The sequence below is a fragment of the Clostridium sp. AF02-29 genome (assembly GCF_934835585.1).
GTDB lineage: Bacteria > Bacillota > Clostridia > Lachnospirales > Lachnospiraceae > Otoolea > Otoolea fessa.
Window position 1 is genome coordinate 1 of record NZ_CAKVZK010000020.1, and the last position, 18,238, is coordinate 18,238.

Consider the following 18,238-nt stretch of genomic DNA (forward strand, 5'->3'; position numbering starts at 1 on the left):
AGTGCGCATCCTCGCGGAGCGTTTTTTGTTTCATAGGACGTAATTTCCTATGAAACAAAAAAGCGGATGACGTGTCTCCACATCATCCGCAAAACGTTCTTTTTCTGCTTCGTTCTATTTTTACAAATCTGCCGTATACCTGCGGAATCTTCCCTTGTCCCTATTTACCGCATATACTGCACATTGCTTCAAACCTTTTTATCCACAGAAATCTCACATTCAGAGTCTATATAGCAAATATCTACTTTTACCACTCTTATTGACCGTTTTACAAGTTGATGTGCATGAGCACTGGTTGTAAAGTAACCAACTTATAAAATTGAGCTTTTAACTCAATCAATAGGGCAGTTCGCACTGCCAATCGGCATTTGACCCGGCTGTCCGTATGGCCATTCCCTGTTTCACAGGTGGTCAGATATATTTGCATGGATGACTCTTAAAATGTTAAGATTTTCCATATCAGAAGTATCATACAGCGATTTTGGTAAAATGTCAAGAATATTTTTTATTTGGGTTGACATTTATGTGTTGCCACATACTCTGCGATTCTGTCCTTTGCTCAGTAAAATTTTTACTTTTCTAACGGTACTTCCGTCCTCTTCCCGCAGAACGCAAACATCGCCACGCCCGCCGCAAAGATAAACAACGAGATAAACTGTGAAGTCGAGAGGGATCCGACCGCTCCCCGGTTCAAATCACCGCGGAAAAATTCCAGCACGAAGCGTCCCAGACTGTAGCAGATCAGATACAGTGATACCACCTGCCCCTGTTTTTTGCACTTTTTTGCCGCATAGAGAAGCAACAGGCAGTGCATGAAATCCAGACCGCTTGAGATAAGCTGGGTCGGAACCAGCGGAATGTTATTCGGGGCAAAGTCCGAATCGTGGAACACGATCGCAAAATGGCTGTGGGTCGGCATACCGTAGCAGCAGCCAGCCAGGAAACAGCCGATCCGTCCAAAGCCCTGCGCGAGCGCAACCGACGGCATGACCAGATCCGCATACTGGAAAAAAGAAATATGCTTGATCCGGCTCAGCACATAGCCGCCCAGCACGCCGCCGATGATGCCGCCGTACACAACAAATCCATCGCTGATATCTAGCAATTTCTTCGGGTTTGCCAGAATTTCATCAAAGATTGTGACATAGTACAGAAGTTTTGCACCTAAAATTCCACATACAACACCGCAGATCGCGATCGAGAGGATCATATCGACATCCATCCCCCGCTTGTTTGCCCGGTACTCTGCCAGGTAATACGCAGCGATAATGCCGATGCCGATCATCAGACCGTAGCCGTGAATCGTGATGCTGCCGATTGTGAATAAGTCATTTTTCATGAAAGGTTTATCCTCCTATTTAGTTTACGTTCCCTGATGCTTTTCGATTATAGCATTATTTATATAAAAAAACAAATGTTAATAGATAGCAGAAAAACAGATGTAAAACAGGCTTTTTTCTTCCCATTCTACATCTGCTTCACTGTACTTATTTTATAATTGAGGATACAATCAAGCTAATCAAGCCCGTATCCAGACTCCTTACGCCTCTTCCCGCTCTTCCTCCGGCAGCAGGTTCGTCATGCTCTTTAAGCTGATCGCCAGTGTCGAGCTGTTGTGCAGCAGCGCCGACATCGACGGTGTGATGATACCAGCCACGCCTAAGAGAATCAGACCTAGGTTGAAGCTGATAACGAAACGGTAGTTTCCATGGACACGTTTCATCAGATCCATGCTCAGATGACGCAGAAGCACGACTTCATCCAGGGAATCTTTCTTGATCGTGATATCCGCGATCTCTCTGGCAATCTCCGCGCCCTCGCTGACTGCGATGCCCGCGTCTGCCGCTGACAGGGCCGGTGAATCGTTGATGCCGTCACCGATCATGATAACTTTGTGGCCTTTCGCCTTCTCCTCCTCAACAAAGCGTGCCTTATCCTCCGGAAGTACCTCAGAGAAATAATCATCCACGCCGACCCTCTTCGCGATCGCCGCTGCGGTCCGCTCGCTGTCGCCGGTCATCATGACAATGCGCTTAAATCCAGCCTCTTTTAACTGGCGGATGACAGACGGCGCTTCCTCACGCAGCGGATCCTCGATGCAGATAACGGCTGCAAGCTGCCCGCCGATTGCCATGTAAAGATGGGAACAATTTTCCGGAAGGTTCTCAAACTTCTCTTTTCCATCCTCCGGCAGTGTGCACTTCTCATCCTCAAATACGAAATGGTGGCTTCCAATCACGACGCGTTCTTCGCCCACATAGGTAGCGATACCGTGCGCTACGATGTAATCCACTCTCGAGTGCATCTCATCATGTACCAGATGACGTTTTTTCGCTTCCTGTACGACCGCATTTGCCATCGAGTGCGGAAAATGCTCTTCCAGGCAGGCTGCGATACGAAGCAGTTCTTCCTTCTCCATGCCGTTGAAAGATACCACATCGGATACAACCGGTTTTGCCTTGGTCAGGGTTCCGGTCTTGTCAAATACGATCGTCTCTGCCTCGGCAACTGCCTCCAGGAACTTGCCGCCCTTGACCGTAATGTGATGCTGGCTTGCCTCACGCATCGCAGACAGGACTGCAAGCGGCATTGCCAGTTTCAGTGCACAGGAGAAATCAACCATCAGAATCGACAGTGCTTTCGTCGCATTGCGGGTCAACAAATAGGTAAGCGCGGTACCGCCCAGACTCCACGGAACGAGTGCATCTGCCAGGTTCGACGCCTTGCCTTCAACGGATGATTTGAGCTTCTCCGAATCCTCGATCATCTGTACGATACGCTCATAACGGGTAGAGCCGGCGGATTTTTCTACCTTGAAGGTAATCTCGCCCTCTTCCAGCGCGGTTCCTGCGTAAACATAGCTGCCCGGCTCTTTTCTGACCGGCTGGGATTCGCCGGTCATCGAAGCCTGATTGATCATCGCCTCGCCGCTCACTACGACACCATCCAGCGGAATCACTGTACCCATATGGACGGTCAGCTCGTCGCCCGCGGTAACATCCGAAAGCGGTACAAGAACTTCGGTCCCGTCCACTTTCTTCCAGACCTTTTCCACATTCAAGGACATGCTCCGCGCCAGATCACCAACGGATTTCTTATGGGTCCACTCCTCCAGAAGCTCACCGACGCCGAGCAGGAACATAACGGAGCCAGCCGTATTGAAATCGCGGCGCAGAAGGGAAACACTGATCGCCGTCGCATCCAGCACCTCCACATGCAGCTTGCGCTTAAATACGAGGCAGTGGATACCTTTCACGATATAACGGATCGCCTGCACGGACGTGTATACCGCACGGACCGGCGCCGGGAGAAATGTCTTCGTCGCAAAACGGGTCAATACCTTCTGAATCAGCTTTTCTTTGTACTCCTGATTCAGGGCGCGTCCGCTGCTTTTAACTGCCATCTCCTGTTTTTCGGTAATCTGACCATCAAACGCCGCTACCTGTACGAGTACCGCCTCCCGATCCTCCTTATAATAGATAACCGCATCTGCTGTCCGCTCATACACCTTGGCCGCCGTCACGCCGTCCAGACCAAGCAGATACTGTTCCAGAACGTCCGCTTCGCGCACGGTATGGAATTTCCGGGCAAGGCTGATACGGATTCTTCCTTTGATTTCATGCTTTATAATGAATTTCATGATTCATCTTCCTCCGGTTATAGAAGAGCTGCCGCGAGACAGCATCCCATGCTATCTTGCGGCAGCCCCCCTGTTATTTAGATTCATGTATTCTTGGAGTTGCTATTACTGCTCTGCCTTCTCAGCCTCCGGTGCGGCCTCGGTTGCCTCAGCAGCCTCGTTGAAATCCTCATCCTCACCAAAGCTCTCATAGCCGCGAGCCTCGTTGATCTGCTTTGCCTCAGCCAGGATGTCCTCAGCGTTCTCCTGAATATTGGTAGCGGTGGTCATCACACAATCACGTGCACGAAGTCCGGCTGCTACGCAGTTTACGTAAAATTTCTTTGCATCCTCGCTGCCAAGAATCTTAACACCTGCTGTTCCGAACAAAACGCCGCCTGCAAATAAACCTAATTTTTTTAATTTGAAAATGTCCATCATGATTACTCCTCCTCTGATATTATCTAATTATATTCACATATGATTTTTGAAAACTATTTATTCCATTTCAAATGCGAATATTGCTGCGTTTAATGACTCATTTCTGAGGTACAAGTAGATGGTAACAGCTTACCCCCATGATAGTCAAACCTAACTTTGCTTATTGAGATTTTTTATCAGCTAGCATCCGAAGTTATACTTGACAGCTCATCCTCATTCCGCAGAGAATACTGGCGGCAACGGTTTAAAACGCCGATTTCTTCCAGCACTGCAATCATCCGGTACACCGTTGCCTTGCCGATCCCCGGGTCGCGCTTGGATGCCTCGTAGTAGATCTCCTTACAACTGCTCCATCTTCCCTCCAGGATCACATCCAACATGATCTTTCTCTGATCGGTCATCCGTTTCCCCCGTCTCTTCAGTTCGCCGATAATCTGCTCTCTCTGCTGCATCGTATCATCTCTCTTTCCATATCTTCTAAATTATTTTGCCGCACATCTGCCGTTTCCGTCCACAACCCGGCTTTTTATTAGCGCAGACTAACTGTTCGTTTAAAATATATAGCATACTCTGCTTGCCACTCTTTTTGCAAGTACTAAATTCCGCTTTTGCCTCTGGCTCAGCCTCATTAAGTCCTTAGATACGACTCGCACTAAGTGCTCATATCATATCGTGTTTCATCAAAAACAAAACATAATTAGCATGAACAAACTCAGGTTAGAATGCCACAACTCAAGTTAGATATCTCTAACCTTAATTTAAAGACTACCTCTTTTTTTCTCATCTGTCAATGAATTTTCGAAAATATATTTGATTTTCTTCTCTGATAATGGTAAGGTACTCACAGAATGATCAATTCAGACAGGAAAGGAAGGATTTTTCGATGAGCTTCAAAGAAATAAAGCCAGAAGAATTAAATTTTAACCCGTTTACCCGCATCGGTTCCGACTGGATGCTTTTAACCGCCGGCACCGAGGATAAATTCAACACCATGACTGCCAGCTGGGGCGGCGCAGGCGTATTCTGGGGCAAACCGGCTGTTACCTGCTATATCCGTCCCCAGCGCTACACCAAAGAATTTGTAGACAAAGAAGAACTCTTCTCCGTCAGCTTTTTAAAAGACGGATACCGCGATGCCCTCAAACTCTGCGGCTCCGTATCTGGCCGTGACCACGACAAAATCAAGGAAGCCGGCCTGACCCCGGTCTTCATCGACGGCGTACCGGCATTTGAAGAAGCTGACACCATCCTCATCTGCCGCAAAATGTACCGCACATCCATGAATCCGGCAGATTTTATCGATAAGGACGCTGACAGCAAGTTCTATCCGGAAAAGGACTATCATGATATGTATATTGCGGAGATTGTGAAAGCGGTTGTGGCTGAATAAGCAGAGCCGCTCCATTTAAAATTTAAATCCCACAGGAAACGCTGATTTGCAGCATTTTCTGTGGGAATCCTTTGAATGATCCTTTTGGGTCTATTTGTTTATATTGTATCTTTATTTATTCCTTTATTTTGCCAATTCCAGCATCCGCGCCAGCGGACCAACCGCCCTCTGCCGCATCGCCTCATCCATCTCCACTTCCTCCTCCGGATTTTCCAGCGCCCGCAGTACGCTGTCCAGATGAATCTTCTTCATATTCGGGCAAAACTGACGGTGACCTACGGAGAAAAACTTCTTCTCCGGGTTCTTCTGCAGCAGTTCATAGAACACGCCCATCTCGGTGCAGATCAGGAAGACTTTCTCATCCGAATTCGTCGCATAATCAATAATCTGGGAGGTACTTCCGACAAAATCTGCCAGCTCCAGCACATCGCCGGTACACTCCGGATGCGCCAGCACAACTGCCTCCGGATGCAGCTCTTTTGCTTTCTTTACATCTTCCGCATGAATACTCTTATGTACATGGCAGAAACCGTCATTGAAAATAAAATGTTTCTCCGGCACCTTTTTTGCGATAAAACGTCCCAGATTCTCATCCGGAATAAAGAAAATATCCTTGTTCGGCAGTTTTTTCACGATTTTGAGTGCATTCGATGACGTAACACAGACATCCGATTCTGCCTTGATCTCCGCCATCGAGTTCACATAACAGACAACGGCTACATCCGGATACTCTTTGCGTACTTCGCGGATCTTCTCCACCTCAACCATGTGAGCCATCGGACAGTCCGCGCTCCGGTCTGCCATGATAACCGTCTTCTCCGGGCTTAAAATCTTCGCACTCTCGCCCATAAATGACACGCCACAGAAAATGATCGTCTTCTGCGGCACCGTCGTCGCCAGCTCCGCCAGATAATACGAATCGCCCACATAATCGGCAATCTCCTGCACTTCTCCATCTACGTAATAATGTGCCAGAATCACGGCATCCCTCTCTTTTTTTAATGTCTCGATCCGCTGCTTTATCTCCTGATCCATCTCTTTTCCCTCTCCTTTTTTCACCGCTCTGTTCACGCTTCCGAATCCCCATCGATTGACAGAAACCATACCATTTTTCCGACAGCTGCGGTTCATTTTCTTCTTTACAATGTATCCGACATCTTTGCCACGCCATATTTCTCTGTCCATATAGCTTCCACACGGTAAACTTCTGTGATTATACCTCTAAGAGAAAAGCTGTGTCAATGAAATTTTGACACTTTTTATTACATCTGTCTTGTCATATAGCAATTCATCTACATACAGACTGAACGTCTGCTTTTCCGGCGCTTCAACCAGAGCATCTAATATGCATTTATGCATTTTTTTGTTTCACAAATGTATTTTACTGTGCAACAAAAAGTCAAACCAAAAATCGGACGGTTTTTCGCTGTTCAAACCGTCCGATCTACATGATATATTTATAATTTTATCGCTTTATGCACATCCGCCCTTATTGCTGAAACAGCACCAGTCTCGATACCTTTCCTTCCGCGTCCGCCCAGATCGCACATTTTTTTCCCGCTTCCAGATCGTCTGCGGTCACGATGTTCCGGGTTAAATACGGCAGAATACGTGTCTCAGCGCTGACCGTATAGGTCACGCCATCCTTTGCTTTCACACAGACGGTATCATCATTCTCGGCACTCTTTTTCACCGACTCGATTTCCGTGTAAACCGGCACGGCGCTCACATCGGTTACATGGACGAAGAAGAGCTGTCCGTTCGTGATTGGCGGCTCGCTCATCGCCATCGCATCCCCGATGTAGGCATATACAACTGTTCCTGTCTCCGCCTCGGTCATATCGACCGGATTGCCTGTCTCTGCGTCAAAAATCGGCGTTTCCGGTGAAAATGTGATCACCATCTCGCCGGCACTGCTGATTCCCGACTGATTGTCGATCGTGACGGAATCGCTGGTAACCTCCGAAACCGGACCATAAACACAAATAGTTTCCGCTGCAGTGGACTCCCCAGCTGCCTCCGTATCTTCGACAACCGGCTTTGTCTCCTCATCGCCCGCTTTTGCACTGGAAGCGCACCCAAGCGCACCTACCGACAGTGCTGCACAAATTCCTGCAATATATAACGAATTTTTTTTCATAATTTGAATCTCCTTCCGACTGTTCTTATGCCTGCTCCCTGTCTGTTCCCAGGGACTTCTCTGAAATTTTTCAAAACTTCCCAGGCACTTTTTAGTTTCTAAAACCAGTGAAATATTTTTCCTTATACTCTGTATTCATCTCTTCTATCTGGTTTTCTCTGTTCTAACAGTCTACCCTATTTCATTCAAAAGTAAAAGTGCTTTTTTCTTACGGATTTCTGATATTTTATTACTGTTCACGCATACGTGCCCAGTAACGGAATTTGCCGTGGCTTCGCATTTAAATACGGCAAATTCCTGCTGCCACCACGTTTTCTTACGGCACTTTCGGTTCCAAAAGTGCCTACCCGTAAACAGTAACGATATTTTTCTTTGCCGGTCAGGAGGTCCATGCAAAGCTTCAGCAACTGTGCTGCCATGTAACATTTCACTCCACTTCCTCTTCTATCAGCTCCACACGGCAGATCTGTGGAAAATTTACCGCGATCTCCCCGCCTATATTTTCAAGTCCAGGCTGATTTCCACTCTTTATTTCCGCCAACCACAAAACCTGCCGGTAATAGTCGATTTTCTTCAATCGTCCTGCTGCCGTCCGGTAAGCGCCGCCATCCTTGTGCACGTCCGGTTGGAACCAGGTCACAGAAAGCCAAACCGTCTCGCCACGCATCAGCTGCTCCTCCGCTTCCACAAGCGTCTGATTGATCATCTCACGCACGCTGTCATCCAGATCGATCTCCCGCTCGGTCAGACGCGCTTCCTCCTCTACCGCCTCCTCATAGCCATTCAGTGCTGCAAACGAGGCAAACTGCGCCGCCCGGTCTTCCACCGGCATCCGTGCATGGCGCAAGGGAAATGGGTAAGAATGACCGAGGATATCGCCATAGCGGCGCTGGGCGTCACTTTCCTGCCCTTTTGGGGTTTTGCTTCGTCCACCTTTTAAGTTTTCAAATTCATTCACTCTATATGGATCTCCCATTTTTCCTTTTCCACCGCAATTTCTTTTTTGTCAAATATCACCCAATGGTTCTTTTCTCAGGCATACAGCTCAGCAGGCGCATCTTCCATCTACGCCTGATGTCCCCCGATCTGCCCGTTGCGCTCCTTGGCGGTCGCGCCTTCCTCAAAGTTCATCCCGCGCAGCACCGCGTTTTTTCCGTATTTTTTCTTGATTGTCAGAAGCGCTTCCTGCATCCGGCGCTCCCGCTCGCGTTTTTTCTGTTCTTCCTTCTCTTTTGCTTCCTTTTTTGCGTAATCGGTAAACAAATCAAGCTGTTCAAATGTTTCCTTCTGTTCACGCTCTTTCGCCATTTTCTCATTTACCACATGACATGCCGAGAGCGACATCCGGCGGATGAGAAGCGCCGGGTTGACAATCTTATCATACAGAGCCGCCATCGCCTCCAGAAGCTCGCTCGAGGACGAAGTCGCACGCGGCAGATTCCACGTTCCATGTGCATGCTTCGGCACACGCCGCCCGTAGCGATCGGTTGTCACCGGTCCCTTGTATACTTTCCGTATCTCCGGGCGGGTCAGGTTTTCGATGTCATATCCGACCGTTAGAACGAGCTGATCGGTCACCAGCCGTTTTTCCACCAGCTCCAGCGAGATCCCGTCAATCATCTCCTGTACCACGATCCGCGCCTTATCCGCCGTGTACGGACAGGGAAGCACCTGCCCGCAGCCCAGGCTGCTGCTCTGCGGCTTGTATGCCCGTATCTGTGCGATCGTGCACGGCTCGTAGCCCCACGCATGGTCAATCAGAAGCTCAGCATTGACGCCGAACATCTGGTGCAGCAGTTCCTCGCTGTAAAACTCGCCCGATTTTCCCAGTGAACAACGCGCAATATCGCCCATCGTCCGAAGTCCCGCCTGCCAGAGTTTCTTCTGGTATCCTGGTCCAACCCGCCAGAAATCGGTCAGCGGCTCATGCGTCCACAAAAGTTCCCGATAGCTTTGCTCATCCAGCTCGGCAATCCGCACGCCGTCCTTGTCCGCTTCCACGTGCTTCGCCACAATATCCATCGCCACCTTGCACAGATACAGATTCGTCCCGATCCCCGCCGTCGCCGTGATGCCCGTTTCCTCTAACACCGTGCGGATGATGCGCTTTGCCAGCTCGCGCGGCGAAACCTTGTAAATTCCCAGATATTCCGTAACATCCATGAATACCTCGTCAATCGAATACACATGGATGTCCTCCGGTGCCACATACCGGAGATAAATCTGATAGATCTGCGTGCTCCATTTCATATAGTGCGCCATTCTCGGCGGCGCAACCAGATAGCTGACCGCCAGCGACGGATCCGCCTTTAATTCTTCATTTCTCCACGATTTATCCCGGAACTGGCGTCCCGGCGCCCGTCTGCGGCGTTCCTCATTGACTTCCCTAATCCGCTGAATCACCTCAAATAACCTGGGACGCCCCGGCACACCATAGGATTTCAGCGGCGGCGATACCGCCAGACAGATCGTTTTCTCCGTCCGCGATGGATTCGCCACGACCAGATTCGTCGTCAACGGATCCAGACCTCGCTCGATGCACTCGACCGATGCGTAGAACGATTTTAAATCAATGGCAATGTACGCGCGCCTGGAAACTGTTTTCTGCATGGCAGGATCCTCCCTTCTCTATGAATTTAAAATTTGAGCACCACTGGTAAAAAATCATCTCACAAAATCAAGCACAGAAAGATTCCGAGCGTACACATGAAAATCCAGTTAAAAACTCACTAAGTGCTTCTATTATAGCATAACCATCAGCTTCACGAAATACTCAAATCCAAACATGTGTTTTACAGCAGTGAAAAAGAATGTGCCCTGGCACATTCTCGCGCCGAGCGCGGTCGCTTGCGACATGTTTCTGCTTCGCGCGAGTGCGCATCCTCGCGGAGCGTTTTTTGTTTCATAGGACGTAATTTCCTATGAAACAAAAAACCTCCAGTCCATTCGAATGAGAATCACATTTCTCATCCAAACAAACTGGAGGTTTTCTATCTAACCAGGTTTACCTCTTGGATTTATTTACCATTTATTTCTGGCATTATAACTGCGGACCAGCCTTTACCAGAGCCTTGCCAGCTTCGTTTCCTTCGTATTTAGCGAAGTTCTTGATGAAACGGCTTGCCAGATCTTTTGCTTTCTCTTCCCACTCAGCCTCGTTTGCATAGGTATCGCGGGTATCCAGGATAGCCGGATCTACGCCCGGAAGCTCGGTCGGTACTTCGAAGTTGAAGTACGGGATTTTCTTGGTCGGAGCCTTCTGGATGTCACCGTTTAAGATAGCGTCGATGATACCACGGGTATCTTTGATGGAGATACGTTTGCCGGTTCCGTTCCAGCCTGTATTTACGAGGTAAGCTTTTGCTCCGCTCTTCTCCATTCTCTTAACCAGCTCTTCTGCGTATTTGGTCGGATGCAGCTCCAGGAAAGCCTGTCCGAAGCAAGCGGAGAAGGTCGGGGTCGGCTCGGTAATGCCGCGCTCGGTACCAGCCAGTTTTGCTGTAAATCCGGATAAGAAGTAGTACTGTGTCTGCTCCGGTGTCAGGATAGATACCGGCGGAAGTACTCCGAATGCGTCTGCAGACAGGAAGATAACGTTCTTAGCTGCCGGTGCAGAGGATACCGGACGTACAATATTCTGAATATGATCGATCGGGTAGGATACACGGGTGTTCTCGGTTACGCTCTTATCAGCGAAATCGATCTTGCCGTTCTCATCCAGGGTAACGTTCTCAAGCAGTGCATCACGTCTGATAGCGTTGTAGATATCCGGCTCAGACTCTTTATCCAGGTTGATAACCTTCGCATAGCAGCCGCCCTCGAAGTTGAATACACCGTTGTCATCCCAGCCGTGCTCGTCATCACCGATGAGAAGACGTTTCGGGTCGGTAGAAAGGGTAGTCTTGCCGGTTCCGGAAAGTCCGAAGAAGATAGCTGTGTTCTCGCCATTTAAGTCGGTGTTAGCGGAGCAGTGCATAGCAGCGATGCCCTTTAACGGAAGGTAGTAGTTCATCATGGAGAACATACCTTTCTTCATCTCTCCACCGTACCAGGTGTTGATGATAACCTGCTCGCGGCTTGTGATATTGAAGACAACAGCTGTCTCAGAGTTTAATCCAAGCTCTTTGTAGTTCTCAACTTTAGCCTTGGAAGCGTTGTATACTACGAAGTCCGGTTCGAAATCAGCCAGTTCTTCGTCGGTCGGAACGATGAACATATTCTTTACGAAATGAGCCTGCCAAGCAACCTCCACAATAAAACGGATCGCCATACGGGTGTCTTTATTTGCTCCACAGAAAGCATCTACTACAAACAGTCTCTTGTTGGAGAGCTCATTTAAAGCGATATCCTTTACTGCGTTCCAGGTCTCTTTGGATGCTACATGGTTGTCGTTCTTGTACTCATCTGAAGTCCACCATACTGTGTCCTTAGAGTTCTCATCCATAACGATGAATTTGTCTTTCGGGGAACGTCCGGTATAAATACCTGTCATAACGTTTACTGCACCAAGCTCGCTGACCTGACCTTTTTCATAGCCCTCCAGCTCCGGTTTGGTTTCTTCTTCAAACAGCATCTCATAAGAAGGGTTGTAAACAATCTCCGTTGTTCCTGTGATTCCGTACTTGCTTAAATCGATCTTAGCCATCTTAATACCCCTTTCCTGTTATCCGGCGGCTCCCGTCTGTGTGAAATCCGATGCCAGCAGTCTTTTTTGTCTGACATTTCTCACCGAACCGGGGATTTCAGTGTCCCCCACTGTACATGTGTATAGTTTGCAACCGCTTTACCTTTTCACGGTTCTTATATTTTGTACAATGCGAAAGTTCGCCTTTTCTTCTCTTTATCTATTTTTACCAAAAGAGATTACTTCATCATTCTAATGCATTCATGGTAAAAAATCAAGCGAAATCGCGAAATGATTGATATTTTTTTATCAATTCCGTTGTTTCAAATATATCTGTCACTCACAGCGTCTAAATCGTTTAAGTTTTAAAATCACACGTACCACACCGCTTCATTCGTCGCTGAAATGGCATCCGCCCCCGCCTCAAAGGCCGCCATCACATCTTTTTTGTCAGACAGCAGTCCCCCGGCGATCAGCGGAATATCGGTGTACTCGCGCATGATCTTAAGAATCTTCGGCATCACCCCCGGCATGATCTCGACTGCATCCGGTCGGAACATTTCGATCTGTTTTTTCAACGTATCGAGTGCGATCGAATCCACAACAAAGGTTCTCTGGATCGCATAAAGTCCCATCTCCTTCGCGTGTTCCACCAGTGTATTTTTTGTGCTGATAATACCGTCCGCCCGCGTATTGTGGGCGATAAAATCGACCGCCACCCTCTTGGTGCTCAGTCCCTGGATCATATCCACGTGGACGATCGCCACCTTCCCGGCGTCCTTGATGCGCGCTACAATCTGATCAATATCACAGATCGTGCCAAACAGCACAAATACTACCTTACATTCAGATTTAAGACTTTTTTCCAGCCCTTCCCAGCTCTTAACCGCTGCGATTATCGGAGATTCCTCCAGTAATTCAAGCATTGTCATTCTATGCTTCCTCTTCTCTCATAGTCTTGAGTATTTCTCCCATCTCTTTCAGCCCTGTGAAAATCGCATCCGGCACGACATCCGCCTTCGGTACATCCTCCAGCTTCGTCTCGCCGGTCAGCACCAGGATTCCGTGTGCCCCATTTACCACACCGGTTTTCACATCCGTGTAGATCCGGTCACCGACAAACGACATTGCCTCGCGCTTTGCCCCGGTCATCTCCAGAACCATATCCACGGTCTCCTTGAATGGTTTTCCGACATACTTCGGCTCCTTTCCGGTCGATAAGGAGATTGCCGCGCACATTGCGCCGCAGTCCGGGATAAAACCATCCTTCGTCGGGCAGTTGATATCCAGATGCGTTGCCAGGAACACAGCGCCGTTGCGGATATACGTGCAGGCGCGCTCCAGCTTCTCATAGGTCAATGTCATATCAAAGCCAATCACGACCACATCCGGCATCTCCCTTGTCAGAAGAATGCCATTTTCACGGAAATTCTCCTCCAGATCCGGCGTTCCCACCAGATAGACTTTCTTTTCAGGATAATACTCTTTCAGATACTGAATCATCACATCCCCGGATGTAATGATCTGATTCCTTTTAATATAACACCCCATTTTTGCCAGTTTGTCAATATATGTTTTCGGAGATTTCGACGAATTATTCGTAAAAAATACATATCTCTTCCCTGCTTTCTTCACTTCCTCCAGGAAATCCAACGCCCCGTCGAGCACATCCGTATCCAGATAAAACGTCCCGTCCATATCGAGGACAAACAGTTCTGTCTCCTTTAAAATTTCACGTTTTTCCATGCCTCTCTCCTTGTAATTTTTATCTCTGTAAATATGTAAACACTAAATTTTTTTCCAAAACAACTTTATCCAATCCTGCACAAATATGCAAGCACGTTTTTCATAAATCTTAATTTCAAAAATGGGAAGCCGTACAAATCTCTTCTATGAGTCTGTACAACCTCCCATCTCTCATCTTTATATTCTGCGACAGGCTGGCGGCGTCACTTTTACGTTTTTTACGCCCGCCCTACATTCTTGCTCGCCACAACCGCAACCCCGGTTCCAGCGCAGTCTGCGATAATCACATCCCCGATATGCACCGGAGCTGCCACCTTCACGGCGCGGATCTCCTTCATGCAATCAAAGATTTTGCCCTTCGGGATATCCGAAGCCGTCTTGACCGCTGCTCTTTCGATCGTGCCGCCCTCGACGCGTACCGTTGAGGTAACGATTCTCGTCGGATTGGTTACCTCTTTCTTTGCATACGCCTCGCCGCGCGGGCATGTATTTCCTTCTACCTTGATCTCGTCATTTCCCATCGTCACAGTGAGCTGACAGCCCAGCGGACATCCGATACAGGTCAGTTCTCTTACTTCCATCACTCATCCACCTCCGTGCAAATGGTTATTTCTTTCAGATCCGGATATTTCTCCAGACTTTCCTTCGTCAGGATCACCTGCTCCATCTCACCCGGTGCCAGCACGCGTTTTTTGCGGCTGCTCACACGCTCTCCGTCAAAATAAACGGAAATGCTGCGGTTTTTATAAACATCTGCCACACGGAAACGAACGGTCAGCTTGTCTGCCATCGCCTCGGTATCGATCGACTGCGGTACCGTGTAGCGGACGCCATTTTCTGCCTTGAGTGTCACGCTGTGACCTTTCTTCGTCTCGCCGGATTTCACATATTTCGCTGCGTTCTGTCCTGCCAGCGCTGCCTCCTCGGATACATAGTCAACCAGATCATGTACATGAAGCACGTTGCCGCAGGCAAATACACCCTCGATGCCTGTTTCCAGACGGTCATTGACCATTGGGCCGGAGGTAACCGGGTTCATCGCCACGCCCATATTTCTCGTCAACTCATTCTCCGGAATCAGGCCACAGGATAACAGAAGCGTATCACAGTCATAGTGCTCTTCGGTACCCGGAATCGGTTTGCGGTCCGGTCCGACCTGTGCCAGCGTGATGCCTTTCACACGCTCTTTTCCCTCGATATTCACAACCGTATGGCTTAACTTCAACGGAATATCAAAGTCATTTAAGCACTGTACGATATTTCTCTTCAGACCGCCCGAATACGGCATCAGCTCCGCTACGACCTTAACCTTTGCGCCCTCCAGTGTCATACGTCTCGCCATGATCAGTCCGATATCGCCGGAACCGAGAATGACAACCTCTTTACCGACCATATGACCCTCGATGTTCATGAGACGCTGTGCCGTACCAGCAGTGTAGATACCTGCCGGACGATACCCCGGAATGTTCAGGGCGCCTCTCGGACGTTCGCGGCATCCCATCGCCAGGATAATCGCTTTTGCCTTGATGAGCTCCAGTCCCTCGCTGCGGCTTACGACTGTGATCTCTTTGTCTTTATTGATATCCAGTACCATGCTGTTTAAGCGGTACGGAATTTCCAGCTTTTTCACTTCTTCCTCATAACGTGCCGCATACTCCGGTCCGGTCAGCTCTTCTTTAAAGGTATGAAGACCAAAACCATTGTGGATACACTGATTTAAGATACCGCCCAGCACGCTGTCGCGCTCCAGAATCAGAATATCCTCTGCGCCGCTTTTCTTTGCCGCTGCTGCCGCTGCCAGTCCAGCCGGACCGCCGCCGATAATTACAATGTCATGCTGAATCATGGTTATGCCTCCTCACCTTTTATCATTTCGGAACCTTTGCGGTTTTTGCAGATCTCTGTGATCGGGATTCCCGTCTCACGGGAGAGAATTTCCATCGCCCTCGGAGTGCAGAAGCCTGCCTGACACCGTCCCATACCCTGACGGACGCGCCGTTTGATGCCATCCATCGAGCGTGCGCCGAGTGTACGGGTGATCGCATCCACGATCTCCCCCTCGCTGATTGTCTCGCAACGGCAGACGATTGCGCCGTATGCCGGGTTCTTGCGGATCAGTTCTGCGCGTTCTTCCGTATTTAAACGTGCTGCTTTCACGATGCCCTTGCGGACCGGATTGAAATTCGGATTCTTGCCAAATCCAGCTTTTTCCTCGATCATCCCAGCCAGATATTCACCGATCGCCGGTGCGCAGGAAAGTCCCGGAGACTCGATTCCGGCTGCATCAAAGAAGCCCGGTGCGTCCTCCGCCTCACCGATGATGAAATCATCGCCGTCCTCATGAGCACGCAGGCCGGAGAAGGAAGTGATGACCTGACGGAACGGAATGTTGTTGACACTCTTGGTTGCCTTCTCACATGCCTCTGCCAGTCCCTCGGCGGTCGTGTAGGTTCCGTCTTTATCTTCCTGATCCACCGCGGTCGGTCCGACTAAGAGATTTCCGTGAATCGTCGGGCTGACGAGGATTCCCTTGCCATACTTGCCCGGAAGCTGGAAGACGGTCGCTGATACGTGGTTGCCAGCCTCTTTATCGAGCAGGCAGTACTCGCCGCGGCGCGGCACAATGTGAAGCTTCTTTTCCGAAACCATGTTGTGAATCTCGTCAGAATACACGCCGGCTGCGTTCACGACATATTTTGTCTCGAAGACACCGTTGTTGGTTATCACACGGTATCCTTCTGTCGTTTTTTCAACTTTTTCTGCTTTTGTGTTGAATACGAATTCAACGCCGTTATCACAGGCATTCTCTGCCAGCGCGATCGTCAGACCAAATGGACATACGATGCCGCCGGTCGGTGCATAGAGCGCTGCCACAACCTCCCCGCTGACGTTCGGCTCCATCTTGCGGACCTCATCGCCGGTCAGAATGGAAATATCCGGCACACCGTTTGCCACGCCTCTCTCATAGAGTGCCTGCAGCGCCGGGCGGTCCTCCTCTGCGAAGCAGAGTACCAGGGAGGAATTCCGCTTGAAATCAAAATCGAGTTCTTTGGATAAATCTCCCATCATGGCGTTGCCTTTTACATTGAGCTTTGCTTTTAAAGAACCTGTCTTTGCGTCATAGCCCGCATGGACGATAGCACTGTTTGCCTTCGATGTGCCGGAGCAGACATCCTCTTCTTTTTCCAGAAGCACGGTGCGGCACTCATATTTCGAAAGTGCTCTGGCGATGCTGCTGCCGATGACGCCGCCTCCGATAATCACTACGTCGTATGTATTTCCGTTCATACTGTGATCCTCCATTATTTATACTAAATGTTTTCTTGTTCTCGTTTCAACTATCCTGTTTGTTTAGACAATTCATCCTATTTCTGCTGCATTTCGTGCGTAAGCCCATCTGAACCCTTTAGCTGCTACAGCTCCTCTGCAAACCGGATCTCCTCCATCGCCTGAATGTCGCCCAGAAGCGTTTTCCGGAGCGACTTGTCCTGCACCTCGACCGACATCGTCGCGGACGGACCCTCGCCCTTTAACTTATTCTTGGCAATATCAAAAGACACGATTTTCACATCCTTGGAACGCATGGTATCCATGAACGCCCCAACACACCGGCTGCTGGTAAATTCCAGATAGAAATCAAACACCTTCGCATGCTCGTGAATCATTGTATCCACGCGTGTCAGGAGCTTCAAGGTAACTGCAATCAGAATCAGACCATAAAACGCGCCGTCCACAAATCCGATACCGGCTGCCAGCCCTTCACAGGCACACACCCATAGGCATGCCGCCGTGGTCAGTCCACGCACCTGATTGCGCCCGGTTACCATGATCGTGCCGACTCCTAAAAATCCGATGCCGCTGATAACCTGTGCGCCCATCCGCGCCATGTCCGCTTTCGCGGACGGAAATGTCCGGAACATATATTCACTCGTCAGCATGACAATCGCTGAACCCAGGCAGACCAGCACATGCGTCTTGATACCCGCACCGCGCCGTTTCAGACCACGGTCAATTCCAATGAACATTCCCACCGCCAGTGAAAACAGCAGACGAATCCAGATGCCGACCGCTGTCCAGGTCGCCGCCGTCTCCACAATCCATTTCCAAACTGCCATTTTTCTCCCCCTGCCAGCCCGTAAAACTTCTAAAACACAGCCTTTTTTTGCTCCACAAGACTCTTCCATGACCGATATCGGTATCTTTTATGAAACAAAAAAGAGCAGAAAGCACCCGTATTTCTACGTTTGCCTTTCTGCTCTTAATCTCACAGGCTTTATT

16 protein-coding genes are annotated in these 18,238 nt (G+C 49.2%); 1 reads left to right on the forward strand and 15 read right to left on the reverse strand.

Annotated features, from left to right (window positions below; translation table 11 throughout):
* Nucleotides 1–571 precede the first annotated feature (571 nt).
* The 4 genes from PUQ60_RS06575 to PUQ60_RS06590 all read right to left on the reverse strand — a co-directional run bounded on the left by PUQ60_RS06575 (nt 572) and on the right by PUQ60_RS06590 (nt 4,512).
* Nucleotides 572–1,339: a prolipoprotein diacylglyceryl transferase gene (locus PUQ60_RS06575; RefSeq protein ID WP_273381251.1), complete on the reverse strand. Its 768-nt coding sequence runs from the start codon at nt 1,337–1,339 to the stop codon at nt 572–574.
* A 201-nt stretch (nt 1,340–1,540) separates the two neighbouring features.
* Nucleotides 1,541–3,640 carry a heavy metal translocating P-type ATPase gene (locus PUQ60_RS06580; RefSeq protein WP_273381248.1) on the reverse strand — a complete coding sequence of 700 codons (2,100 nt, stop codon included), beginning with the start codon at nt 3,638–3,640 and terminating at the stop codon, nt 1,541–1,543.
* 105 nt (nt 3,641–3,745) lie between these two features.
* Entirely contained in the window at nt 3,746–4,060 is a 315-nt protein-coding gene (locus PUQ60_RS06585) for a DUF6110 family protein (protein ID WP_118651118.1), read from the reverse strand.
* A gap of 176 nt (nt 4,061–4,236) precedes the next feature.
* Nucleotides 4,237–4,512 (reverse strand): transcriptional repressor, encoded by a 276-nt coding sequence (locus PUQ60_RS06590; protein WP_118651120.1) that lies wholly within the window; start codon nt 4,510–4,512, stop codon nt 4,237–4,239.
* A gap of 431 nt (nt 4,513–4,943) precedes the next feature.
* Here PUQ60_RS06590 and PUQ60_RS06595 point away from each other — a divergent pair, with 431 nt between their 5' ends.
* Nucleotides 4,944–5,450 carry a flavin reductase gene (locus PUQ60_RS06595; RefSeq protein ID WP_273381243.1) on the forward strand — a complete coding sequence of 169 codons (507 nt, stop codon included), beginning with the start codon at nt 4,944–4,946 and terminating at the stop codon, nt 5,448–5,450.
* Between the two features lie 123 nt (nt 5,451–5,573).
* Here the strand turns inward: PUQ60_RS06595 and nadA are convergent, their stop codons facing one another.
* From nadA to PUQ60_RS06650, 11 genes are all read right to left on the reverse strand, one after another.
* On the reverse strand, nt 5,574–6,485 hold the full coding sequence (nadA, locus tag PUQ60_RS06600) for a quinolinate synthase NadA (RefSeq protein ID WP_273381253.1): 912 nt from the start codon (nt 6,483–6,485) through the stop codon (nt 5,574–5,576).
* Between the two features lie 454 nt (nt 6,486–6,939).
* Nucleotides 6,940–7,590 carry a hypothetical protein gene (locus tag PUQ60_RS06605; RefSeq protein ID WP_273381240.1) on the reverse strand — a complete coding sequence of 217 codons (651 nt, stop codon included), beginning with the start codon at nt 7,588–7,590 and terminating at the stop codon, nt 6,940–6,942.
* A gap of 427 nt (nt 7,591–8,017) precedes the next feature.
* A complete protein-coding gene (locus tag PUQ60_RS06610; RefSeq protein WP_273381533.1) occupies nt 8,018–8,548 on the reverse strand; it encodes a hypothetical protein in 531 nt (176 codons plus the stop codon).
* Between the two features lie 107 nt (nt 8,549–8,655).
* The gene (locus PUQ60_RS06615) at nt 8,656–10,200 is read right to left on the reverse strand and encodes a hypothetical protein (RefSeq protein ID WP_022359844.1); all 1,545 of its coding nucleotides are present in this window, start codon (nt 10,198–10,200) and stop codon (nt 8,656–8,658) included.
* A 430-nt stretch (nt 10,201–10,630) separates the two neighbouring features.
* A complete protein-coding gene (pckA, locus tag PUQ60_RS06620) occupies nt 10,631–12,235 on the reverse strand; it encodes a phosphoenolpyruvate carboxykinase (ATP) (protein WP_022359843.1) in 1,605 nt (534 codons plus the stop codon).
* Nucleotides 12,236–12,585: 350 nt separating this feature from the next.
* Nucleotides 12,586–13,146 (reverse strand): glycerol-3-phosphate responsive antiterminator, encoded by a 561-nt coding sequence (locus tag PUQ60_RS06625; protein ID WP_022359842.1) that lies wholly within the window; start codon nt 13,144–13,146, stop codon nt 12,586–12,588.
* A 1-nt stretch (nt 13,147) separates the two neighbouring features.
* The gene (locus tag PUQ60_RS06630; protein ID WP_022359841.1) at nt 13,148–13,960 is read right to left on the reverse strand and encodes an HAD-IIA family hydrolase; all 813 of its coding nucleotides are present in this window, start codon (nt 13,958–13,960) and stop codon (nt 13,148–13,150) included.
* Between the two features lie 218 nt (nt 13,961–14,178).
* Nucleotides 14,179–14,541 (reverse strand): DUF1667 domain-containing protein, encoded by a 363-nt coding sequence (locus PUQ60_RS06635; protein WP_022359840.1) that lies wholly within the window; start codon nt 14,539–14,541, stop codon nt 14,179–14,181.
* Entirely contained in the window at nt 14,541–15,806 is a 1,266-nt protein-coding gene (locus PUQ60_RS06640; protein ID WP_022359839.1) for an FAD-dependent oxidoreductase, read from the reverse strand. The genes PUQ60_RS06635 and PUQ60_RS06640 overlap by 1 nt, the downstream gene beginning before the upstream one ends.
* Before the next feature lie 2 nt (nt 15,807–15,808).
* Complete coding sequence (locus PUQ60_RS06645; RefSeq protein ID WP_273380944.1) at nt 15,809–17,248, reverse strand: NAD(P)/FAD-dependent oxidoreductase; 1,440 nt, start codon at nt 17,246–17,248, stop codon at nt 15,809–15,811.
* A 125-nt stretch (nt 17,249–17,373) separates the two neighbouring features.
* Nucleotides 17,374–18,075, reverse strand: a complete 702-nt coding sequence (locus tag PUQ60_RS06650; protein ID WP_022359837.1) for an MgtC/SapB family protein — start codon at nt 18,073–18,075, stop codon at nt 17,374–17,376.
* Nucleotides 18,076–18,238: the final 163 nt, after the last annotated feature.